Below are 9,597 nucleotides of genomic sequence, written 5' to 3'. Positions count from 1 at the left end.
TGATCGCGGGGCAAGCCCGCTCCCACGGAATCACCGTGGGAGCGGGCTTGCCCCGCGATGGCCCTTACCGCCCGCCCATGATCGCGATGTAGTCCTGGGTCCAGCGGCTATAGGGCACGAACTTGCCGCCCTCGGCCTGCGGGGTTTTCCAGAAGGCGATCTTGTCGAAGTTGTCGAAGCCATTGGTCTTGCAACCCTCGGCCCCCAACAATTCGCTGCCGGTACAGGCCGCAGGCACCGCCGGCAACGAGCCGAACCAGGCCGCCACGTCGCCCTGCACCTTGGGCTGCAGCGACCAGTCCATCCATTTGTAGGCGCAATTGGGGTGCTTGGCCTCGCTGTGCAGCATGGTGGTGTCGGCCCAGCCGGTGGCGCCTTCCTTCGGCACCACCGAGGCCACCGGCTGCTTGTCGGCCTGCAGCCCGTTGACCATGTAGCCCCACGAACTGGTGGCGGCCACGCCCTCGTTCTTCACGTCGCTCATCTGCACGGTCGCGTCGTGCCAGTAGCGGTGGATCAGCGGCTGCTGCTGGCGCAGCAGGTCGAGTACCGCCTTGTACTGCGCCTCGCTGAGTTCGTAGGGGTTCTGGATACCCAGCTCAGGCTTGGCGGACTTGAGATAGAGCGCCGCGTCGGCAATGTAGATCGGCCCGTCGTAAGCCTGCACGCGGCCCTTGTTGGGTTTGCCGTCGGGCAGGTTTTGCGGTTCGAACACTACGCTCCAGCTGGTGGGTGGCTGCTTGAACACGTTGGTGTTGTACAGCAGCACGTTCGGTCCCCACTGGTAGGGCGTGCCATACACCTGGTCCTTGACCACGTACCAGGCGCCGTTGTGCAGACGTGGGTCGAGGTTCTTCCAGTTGGGGATCAGCGCGGTGTTGATCGGCTGCACCCGCTTGCCGGCGATCAGCCGCAGCGAGGCATCGCCCGAGGCGGTCACCAGGTCATAGCCGCCCTTGGTCATCAGGCTGACCATCTCATCGGAAGTGGCGGCGGTCTTCACGCTGACCTTGCAGCCGGTTTCCTTCTCGAAGCCGGTGACCCAGTCGTAGGCCTTGTCGCTTTCACCGCGCTCGATGTAGCCGGGCCAGGCGATGATGTCCAGTTGCCCCTCGCCGGCACCGAGCTTCTGGGGCAGCCCGGCGGCCTGGGCGCCGGCACTGGCGAGCAGGGCGCCGAGCAAAATGGTCTTGTGCACTGACATGATGTTCCCTCTTGTTGGCAATTGTGGTCGGGGCAGACGTCAAGCAAAGCGGCGGTCAGGTGGCTGACTGCTTATGATTTTTAGCGACTGAGTCGAGTCTAGATCGCTTTTATCAATCGCTGATGCAACATCCGGAAGCATTTGCACAGGTGGAGAAACCCGTGCGCCGTCCTACTCTGGTGGCCACTTTTTCGTACACGCGGAGACATGCCAGATGAATACCCGAGGTCTGCTCGACCAACTGCTCAAGTCCGGCCAGGAACTGCTCAACAGCCAGGCCAGCAAAGGCTCGGGGCACAAACCTGCAGGCAACGGCGGGCTGGGCAGCCTGCTTTCCGGTGCCGGCGGTGGTGCCCTGGCGGCCGGCGCCATGGGTTTGCTGCTGGGTAACAAGAAGGCCCGCAAATATGGCGGCAAGGCGCTCACCTACGGTGGCTTGGCCGCGCTCGGGGTGCTGGCCTACAAGGCCTATGGCAACTGGCAGGCGCGCCAGGGTGCAGGCGACCAGCCGCCACAGACGCTGGACCGCCTGCCCCCGGCCCAGGCCGAGCAGCACAGCCAGGCGGTGCTGCGGGCACTGGTGGCGGCGGCCAAATCCGATGGCCATATCGACGAACGTGAGCGGGCATTGATCGAGGGCGAGTTCACCCGCCTGGACAGCGACCGCGAGCTGCAGCACTGGCTGCACGCCGAGCTGAACAAGCCGCTGGACCCTGCCGAGGTGGCCCGCGCCGCGCAAACCCCGGAAATGGCCGCCGAGATGTACCTGGCCAGCGTGATGATGGTCGACCAGGAAAACTTCATGGAGCGCGCCTACCTCGACGAACTGGCGCGCCAGTTGCGCCTGGACCCGGCCTTGCGCCAGGAGTTGGAGAGCCAGGTCAGGCTTGCCGCAGGCCAGTGAACAAGCAAATGGCCACATCGATAGGCAAGGAGGCCTGAATACAGCAGCATTCAGCCGCAAATGCGTAGGACGCCTGGGCTATACTTCGGCGATTTTTCCCGCTCGTATCGAATTCCTGAGGGCTGAATGTTGAAGAACTGGACCTTGCGCCAACGGATCCTGGCAAGTTTCGCCGTGATCATCGCCATCATGCTGCTGATGATCGTGGCCGCCTACTCGCGGCTGGTGGCGATCGAATCCAGTGAGGAAGCGGTGGGGTCCGACAGCATTCCCGGCGTTTATTACAGCTCGATGATTCGCAGTGCCTGGGTCGACAGCTACGTCACCAGCCAGCAGTTGGTGGGCCTGTCGAACCACCGCGAAATCACCTCGGCCGACATGGAGCTGTTCAAGAGCTTCGATGACCGCCTCAAGCAGCACATGGCCAGTTACCAGACCACTATTCGCGACGCCGCCGACCAGGCCGCCTTCGACGACTTCACCCGCCTCGAGGAGGGCTACGTGAAGATCGTCGACCAGGTACTGGAGACCTACCGGCAAAAGAACTACGTCGAAGCCCAGCGCCTGATCGCCGAAGTACTCACCCCGGCCTGGGTGGATGGGCGCAAGCACCTGAACGGGGTGATCGAGCGCAACCGCGAATCGGCCGATGCCGCCACCAACGAAATCGTCAGCGCCGTGAACACCGCCAAGGGCAGCATGATCGTCTCGCTGCTGCTGGCGATCGTCGCCGCCGGTATCTGCGGCCTGCTGCTGATGCGCGCGATCAGCGCGCCCATGCAACGCATCGTGCATGCCCTCGACCGCCTGCGCTCGGGCGACCTGAGCATGCGCCTGAGCCTGGACCGCAAGGACGAATTCGGCGCCATCGAAGGCGGCTTCAACGAGATGGCCGAGTCGCTGGCCGGCCTGGTGTCGCAGGCCCAGCGCTCGTCGGTGCAGGTGACCACCTCGGTCACCGAAATTGCCGCCACCTCCAAGCAACAGCAGGCGACCGCCACCGAAACCGCCGCCACCACCACCGAGATCGGCGCCACCTCGCGCGAGATCGCCGCCACCTCCCGTGACTTGGTGCGCACCATGACCGAAGTCACCTCGTCGGCCGACCAGGCCTCGAGCCTGGCCGGTGCCGGCCAGCAGGGCCTGGCGCGCATGGAAGAGACCATGCACCAGGTGATGGGCGCCGCCGACCTGGTCAACGCCAAGCTGGCGATCCTCAACGAGAAGGCCAGCAATATCACCCAGATGGTGGTGACCATCGTCAAGGTTGCCGACCAGACCAACCTGCTGTCGCTCAACGCCGCCATCGAAGCGGAAAAGGCCGGCGAGTACGGCCGTGGCTTCGCCGTGGTGGCCACCGAAGTGCGCCGCCTGGCCGACCAGACCGCCGTGGCCACCTACGACATCGAGCAGATGGTGCGCGAGATCCAGTCGGCGGTGTCGGCCGGGGTGATGGGCATGGACAAGTTCTCCGAAGAGGTGCGCCGCGGCATGTTCGAGGTGCAGCAAGTGGGCGAACAGCTCAGCCAGATCATCAACCAGGTGCAGGCCCTGGCACCGCGTGTGCTGATGGTCAACGAAGGCATGCAGGCCCAGGCCACCGGCGCCGAACAGATCAACCAGGCCCTGGCCCAGCTCAGCGACGCCAGCACCCAGACCGTGGAATCGCTGCGCCAGGCCAGCTTCGCCATCGACGAGCTGAGCCAGGTGGCCGCCGGGCTGCGTGGCGGTGTATCGCGTTTCAAAGTCTGACGCCGATGACCGACCTGTCCCCCCGTGAGGACCGCGCGGCCACCGCCAAGGGCGCGCTGTACCTGCAGTTCCGGATCGCCGCGCAGCGCTTCGCCCTGGACGTGCGCGAAGTGATCGAAGTACTGCCGCGTCGCCCGCTCAAGCCCATCGCCCAGGCCCCGGCCTGGGTGGTCGGCGTGCTCGCCCACCGTGGCGCGCTGGTGCCGGTGATCGATGTGTCGGCGTTGAGTTTCGGCGCTCCGGCCGTTTCGCGCGGCAGCACCCGCCTGGTGCTGGTGCATTACCGTGGCGACCCGCAGCGCCCCGAGCTGCAACTGGGGCTGATCCTGGAGCAGGCCACCGAGACCCTGCGTTGCCGGCCCGACGAGTTCCAGCCCTATGGCCTGGACAACGCCGAAGCCCCTTACCTGGGGCCGGTGCGTCAGGACGCGCAAGGGCTGGTGCAGCGTATTCGCGTCGACGATCTGCTGCCGGCTGCGGTCCGCCAACTGTTGTACCCCAGCGAAGTCGGGCAGGTGCCGACATGACCGGGCAACGGTTCTTCCGCTTCCTGCAGGAGCGTATCGGCCTGGACGTGGAGTCGGTCGGGGCGCCGATGATCGAGCGCGCCTTGCGCCAGCGCTGCGTTGCCCTGCAGGCCACCGACCTGGACGATTACTGGCTGCGCCTGCAACAGTCCACGGCCGAGCAGCAGGCCCTGATCGAGGCGGTCATCGTCCCCGAAACCTGGTTCTTCCGTTACCCCGAATCCTTTACCGCGCTGGTGGACCTGGCCCACAAACGCGTGGCCGAACTGGCCGGTGCCCGGCCGCTGCGCATCCTCAGCCTGCCGTGCTCGACCGGTGAAGAGCCCTATTCCATCGCCATGGCACTGCTCGATGGCGGGGTCGCGGCGCAAGCGTTCAGTGTCGATGGCATCGACATCAGCCCCAATTCGGTGGCCAAGGCCGAGCAGGCGTTGTACGGGCGCAACTCGTTCCGTGGCAGCGAACTGGCCTTCCGCGAGCGGCACTTCAGCGAAACCGCCGAGGCCCACCAGCTCGACGAGCGGGTGCGCCGGCAGGTCAGCCTGAAAGTCGGCAACGTGCTGGACCCGGCGCTCAAGGCCCGAGACGGCCAGTACGACTTCGTGTTCTGCCGCAACCTGTTGATCTATTTCGATGTGCCCACCCAGCAACGGGTGTTCGAGGTACTTAAGCAGCTTACCCACGCCCAGGGCGTGCTGTTCATCGGCCCGGCCGAGGGCAGCCTGTTGGCGCGCCTGGGCATGCGGCCTCTGGGTATCGCCCAGTCGTTCGCCTATGTGCGCCAGGCTGACCCCGTACCGGCCCCGCCGAGCAGACCCTTGCCGGCCATGCGCCCGTTGGCGCCGCCATTGCCCAAAGTGGTCACGCTGCCCCAGCGCCCGGCGAGGCCGTTGATGGCCCCCCCAGTGGCTGCCGAGCCGCGGGAAAACGAAGCGCAGCTGCTGGCGGCCATCGCCCGGCACGCCAACGCCGGCGACAGCCAGCAGGCCCGCAGTGACTGCGAGCGTTACCTGCGCCAGTTCGAACCCAAGGCGCAGGTCTACTACTGGCTGGGGCTGCTCAGCGATACCGAGGGCGATGCCACGCAGGCCATCACCCATTACCGCAAGGCGTTGTACCTGCAGCCCCAGCACCCGGAGGCGCTGATGCACCTGGCAGCCCTGCTGGCCTCGCAAGGCGACGAGGCGGGCGCCCGACGCCTGCAGGAGCGCGCGGCCAGGGCCGGCCGGGAGGCTGAACGATGAGCGTGGGATACGACATGCAACTGATCGCCCATGACGATGGCCAGGCCATCGACGATTGCTGGAACCGCATCGGCGTGCACGGCGACAAGCAGTGCACGCTGCTGGAGCGGCACATCCACTGCCGCAATTGCGAGGTGTATGCGGCGGCCGCCACGCGCTTGCTGGATCGCTACGCGCAGGTGCTCGACGAACAGGACGAAACACTGCCGCAGGCCGAGTGCGCCGTCGGTCGCTCCATGCTGCTGTTCCGGCTGGGTGAGGAATGGCTGGCGCTGGCCACGGCCTGCCTCGCCGAAATCGCCCCGCTGCAGCCGGTGCATTCGTTGCCGCATCAGCGCTCGCGGGTACTGCAAGGGGTGGCCAACGTGCGCGGTGCGCTGGTGCCGTGCCTGTCGCTGGCGGACCTGCTGAACGTGCCGGGCGAGGCCAGCATCGAGCGCAGTGGGCGGGTCATGCCGCGCATGCTGATCCTGGCTGCCGAAGGGGGCCCGGTGGTGGTGCCGGTGGCGGAAATCGATGGCATTCACCGGCTGGACCCTGAGCACCTGCAGGAGGGCCGCGATACCGCCCACTTCACCGCTGCGGTGCTGCAGTGGCGGGGCCGCAGCGTGCGGGTCCTGGATGAACAACACCTTCTGCAAGCCGTGAAGCGGAGCCTGTCATGACCCCGGAGCAAATGCGCGACGCTTCCTTGCTGGAGCTGTTCAGCCTGGAGGCCGAAGCCCAGACCCAGGTGCTCAGTGCCGGCCTGATGGCACTGGAGCGCAACCCTGCCCAGCCTGACCAGCTCGAGGCCTGCATGCGTGCGGCCCATTCGCTCAAGGGCGCGGCGCGGATCGTCGGCATCGACGCCGGCGTCAGCGTCGCCCATGTGATGGAAGACTGCCTGGTGGCTGCACAGGAGGGCCGCCTGCTGCTGCGCCCGGAGCATATCGACGCGCTGCTGCAAGGCACCGACCTGCTGATGCGCATCGCCACGCCGGGCGACCCGGCAGGCGAAGGCCTGGTGCCGGTGTTCCTCACCCAGATGGCCGCGCTGCTGGATTCGCCGCCGTCGGCCACGCAGGTCGCGCCGCCGTTGTCGGCTGCAACGCCGCCAGCCATGGTCGCGCCGCCGCCGGCCATGGAGCCTGAGCCTGAACCGGCCGCCGAGCTCGAAGCCGATCCGGTCGTCCGGCCGAGGGCCGGCAAGCGCGGTGGCGAGGGTAGCGAGCGCGTGCTGCGGGTTACTGCCGACCGGCTTAACAGCCTGCTCGACCTGTCGAGCAAGTCGTTGGTCGAAACACAGCGCCTGAAGCCTTATCTGGCGACCTTGCAGCGCCTCAAGCGCATGCACGGCCAGGGCATGCGCGCCCTGGACGGGCTGAAAGCGCAGCTCGAAGACAGCGGCCAGGGCCCGGAAGTACTCGATGCCCTGGCCCAGACCCAGCAACTGCTTGCCGAAACCCAGCAGATCCTGCTGCAGCAGGCTGCCGACCTCGACGAGTTCGGCTGGCAGGCCAGCCAACGCGCTCAGTTGCTGTACGACACCGCGCTGGCCTGCCGCATGCGCCCGTTTGCCGATGTGCTGACCGGGCAGAGCCGCATGGTGCGCGACCTGGGGCGCTCCTTGGGTAAACCGGTGCGGCTGCTGGTCGAAGGCGAGAAGACCCAGGTCGATCGCGACGTGCTGGAAAAGCTCGAAGCGCCGCTGACCCACCTGCTGCGCAACGCCGTCGACCATGGCATCGAGCTGCCCGAAAGGCGCCTGCTGGCCGGAAAGCCCGGCGAAGGCACCGTGCGCCTGCGCGCCTCGCACCAGGCCGGGCTGCTGATTCTGGAACTGGCCGATGATGGCGCCGGCATCGACCTTGAGCGCTTGCGCCGCAGCATCGTCGAACGCGCGCTGTCGCCGGCCGAAACCGTGACGCAGATGAGCGAGGCCGAGCTGCTCACCTTCCTCTTCCTGCCCGGCTTCAGCCTGCGCGATACGGTCACCGAAGTGTCCGGGCGCGGGGTTGGCCTGGATGCGGTGCAGCACATGGTCCGCGAGCTGCGCGGCTCGATCGAGCTGACCCAGGTGGCCGGGCAGGGGTGCTGCTTCCACCTGGAGGTGCCGCTTACCCTGTCGGTGGTGCGCAGCCTGGTGGTGGAGGTGGGCGGCGAGGCCTATGCCTTCCCGCTGGCGCATATCGAGCGAACCCTCGATGTGCCGGCCGAAAGCATCGTGCAGATCGAAGGGCGCCAGCATTTCTGGCACGAGGACCGGCATATCGGCCTGGTCGCCGCCAGCCAGTTGCTCAACCGGCCGGCGACACAGGACGCGGGCCAGAGCCTGCGGGTGGTGGTGATTCGCGAGCGCGACCAGCTTTACGGCGTGGCCGTCGAGCGCCTGATCGGCGAGCGGGTGCTGGTGGTGATGCCGCTCGACCCGCGGCTGGGCAAGGTCCAGGACATTTCCTCCGGCGCCTTGCTCGACGATGGCTCGGTGGTGCTGATCATCGATGTCGAGGACCTGCTGCGCTCGGTGGACAAGCTGCTCAGCACCGGCCGCCTGGAGCGTATCGAACGTGGCGGCCAGCACGGCCGAGGCATTGCACGTCGGCGTGTGCTGGTGGTCGATGACTCGCTCACCGTGCGCGAACTGCAACGCAAGCTGCTGGGCAACCGTGGCTACGAAGTGGCCGTGGCGGTGGATGGCATGGATGGCTGGAACGCCCTGCGCAGCGATGACTTCGACCTGCTGATCACCGACATCGACATGCCGCGCATGGACGGTATCGAACTGGTCACCCTGGTGCGTCGCGACCAGCGCCTGCAATCGCTGCCGGTCATGGTGGTGTCGTACAAGGACCGGGAAGAAGACCGGCGTCGTGGACTTGATGCCGGCGCCGACTATTATCTGGCCAAAGCCAGCTTCCATGACGATGCGTTGCTGGACGCCGTAGAGGAGCTGATCGGAGGTGCCCAGGGATGAAGATCGCCATCGTCAATGACATGCCCATGGCTGTGGAGGCCCTGCGCCGAGCGCTGGCCTTCGAGCCGGCGCATGAGGTGGTGTGGGTCGCCGGCAACGGCGCCGAGGCGGTGCAACGCTGTAGCGAACAGCTCCCGGACTTGATCCTGATGGACCTGATCATGCCGGTGATGGACGGCGTCGAGGCGACCCGGCGGATCATGGCCGAGACCCCCTGCGCCATCGTCATCGTCACGGTCGACCGCAAGCAGAACGTGCACCGGGTATTCGAGGCCATGGGCCACGGGGCCCTGGACGTGGTCGACACGCCGGCACTGGGCGCGGGCGATGCCCGTGAGGCGGCGGCGCCGCTGTTGCGCAAGATCCTCAATATCGGCTGGCTGATCGGCCAGCAGCGGCCCAGCGCCCCACAGCCGGTGCGTACCCCCTTGCGTGAGGCGTCCCAGCGCCGCGGCCTGGTGGCCATCGGCTCGTCGGCTGGCGGGCCGGCGGCACTGGAGGTTTTGCTCAAGGGGCTGCCGAAGGCCTTCCCGGCGGCCATCGTGCTGGTCCAGCACGTCGACCAGGTATTCGCCGGCGGCATGGCCGAATGGCTCAGCACGGCGAGCGGTCAGTCGGTACGCCTGGCCCGCGAAGGCGAGCCACCGCAGCCGGGGCAGGTCCTGCTGGCCGGCACCAACCACCATATACGCCTGCTGCATAACGGTCAGTTGGCCTACACTGCCGAGCCGGTCAATGAAATCTACCGGCCTTCGATCGACGTGTTCTTCGAAAGCGTGGCGCGCTACTGGTCGGGCGACGCGGTGGGCGTACTGCTCACCGGCATGGGCCGCGATGGCGCCCAGGGCCTGAAGCTGATGCGTCAGCAGGGTTTTCTTACCATTGCCCAGGACCAGCAGAGCAGTGCGGTATACGGCATGCCCAAGGCCGCTGCGGCCATCGATGCCGCAGTGGAAATCCGCCCGCTGGAACGCATCGCCGGGCGACTGACGGAACTCTTTTCGAAATGA

The 9,597-nt window shown here is 66.7% G+C and carries 8 protein-coding genes; 7 read left to right on the top strand and 1 reads right to left on the bottom strand.

All coding sequences use genetic code 11. The features are described 5' to 3' along the window. Nucleotides 1-64: 64 nt before the first annotated feature. Nucleotides 65-1,204: a putative ABC transporter substrate-binding protein YdcS gene (gene ydcS / locus ACO6VM_RS13995; protein WP_422403437.1), complete on the bottom strand. Its 1,140-nt coding sequence runs from the start codon at nt 1,202-1,204 to the stop codon at nt 65-67. Nucleotides 1,205-1,418: 214 nt separating this feature from the next. Here ydcS and ACO6VM_RS13990 point away from each other — a divergent pair, with 214 nt between their 5' ends. The 7 genes from ACO6VM_RS13990 (at nt 1,419) to ACO6VM_RS13960 (ending at nt 9,597) form a co-directional block, all read left to right on the top strand. Further along, nucleotides 1,419-2,108, top strand: a complete 690-nt coding sequence (locus ACO6VM_RS13990) for a tellurite resistance TerB family protein (RefSeq protein ID WP_110995522.1) — start codon at nt 1,419-1,421, stop codon at nt 2,106-2,108. A gap of 129 nt (nt 2,109-2,237) precedes the next feature. Further along, on the top strand, nt 2,238-3,860 hold the full coding sequence (locus ACO6VM_RS13985) for a methyl-accepting chemotaxis protein (protein WP_422403438.1): 1,623 nt from the start codon (nt 2,238-2,240) through the stop codon (nt 3,858-3,860). A gap of 5 nt (nt 3,861-3,865) precedes the next feature. Further along, nucleotides 3,866-4,387, top strand: coding sequence for a chemotaxis protein CheW (locus ACO6VM_RS13980; protein ID WP_422403436.1), 522 nt, complete (start codon nt 3,866-3,868; stop codon nt 4,385-4,387). Continuing rightward, nucleotides 4,384-5,631: a CheR family methyltransferase gene (locus ACO6VM_RS13975; RefSeq protein WP_422403435.1), complete on the top strand. Its 1,248-nt coding sequence runs from the start codon at nt 4,384-4,386 to the stop codon at nt 5,629-5,631. The genes ACO6VM_RS13980 and ACO6VM_RS13975 overlap by 4 nt, the downstream gene beginning before the upstream one ends. After that, a complete protein-coding gene (locus ACO6VM_RS13970) occupies nt 5,628-6,296 on the top strand; it encodes a chemotaxis protein CheW (protein WP_422403434.1) in 669 nt (222 codons plus the stop codon). The genes ACO6VM_RS13975 and ACO6VM_RS13970 overlap by 4 nt, the downstream gene beginning before the upstream one ends. After that, on the top strand, nt 6,293-8,587 hold the full coding sequence (locus ACO6VM_RS13965; RefSeq protein WP_422403433.1) for a hybrid sensor histidine kinase/response regulator: 2,295 nt from the start codon (nt 6,293-6,295) through the stop codon (nt 8,585-8,587). Before ACO6VM_RS13970 ends, ACO6VM_RS13965 begins: the two co-directional genes overlap by 4 nt. Then, on the top strand, nt 8,584-9,597 hold the full coding sequence (locus tag ACO6VM_RS13960) for a chemotaxis response regulator protein-glutamate methylesterase (RefSeq protein ID WP_125857651.1): 1,014 nt from the start codon (nt 8,584-8,586) through the stop codon (nt 9,595-9,597). The genes ACO6VM_RS13965 and ACO6VM_RS13960 overlap by 4 nt, the downstream gene beginning before the upstream one ends.

The sequence above is a fragment of the Pseudomonas sp. GZD-209 genome, from assembly GCF_049310485.1.
GTDB lineage: Bacteria > Pseudomonadota > Gammaproteobacteria > Pseudomonadales > Pseudomonadaceae > Aquipseudomonas > Aquipseudomonas sichuanensis.
Note: the sequence above shows the minus strand (reverse complement) of the source record. Positions and strands in the feature narration are given on the sequence as shown.

Bases quoted from the DNA above. Each gene is read 5' to 3' on its own strand.
- ACO6VM_RS13990 (WP_110995522.1), top strand. From the start codon at position 1,419: ATGAATACCCGAGGTCTGCTCGACCAACTGCTCAAGTCCGGCCAGGAA.
- ydcS (WP_422403437.1), bottom strand. From the start codon at position 1,204: ATGTCAGTGCACAAGACCATTTTGCTCGGCGCCCTGCTCGCCAGTGCC.
- ACO6VM_RS13970 (WP_422403434.1), top strand. From the start codon at position 5,628: ATGAGCGTGGGATACGACATGCAACTGATCGCCCATGACGATGGCCAG.
- ACO6VM_RS13980 (WP_422403436.1), top strand. From the start codon at position 3,866: ATGACCGACCTGTCCCCCCGTGAGGACCGCGCGGCCACCGCCAAGGGC.
- ACO6VM_RS13965 (WP_422403433.1), top strand. From the start codon at position 6,293: ATGACCCCGGAGCAAATGCGCGACGCTTCCTTGCTGGAGCTGTTCAGC.
- ACO6VM_RS13975 (WP_422403435.1), top strand. From the start codon at position 4,384: ATGACCGGGCAACGGTTCTTCCGCTTCCTGCAGGAGCGTATCGGCCTG.
- ACO6VM_RS13960 (WP_125857651.1), top strand. From the start codon at position 8,584: ATGAAGATCGCCATCGTCAATGACATGCCCATGGCTGTGGAGGCCCTG.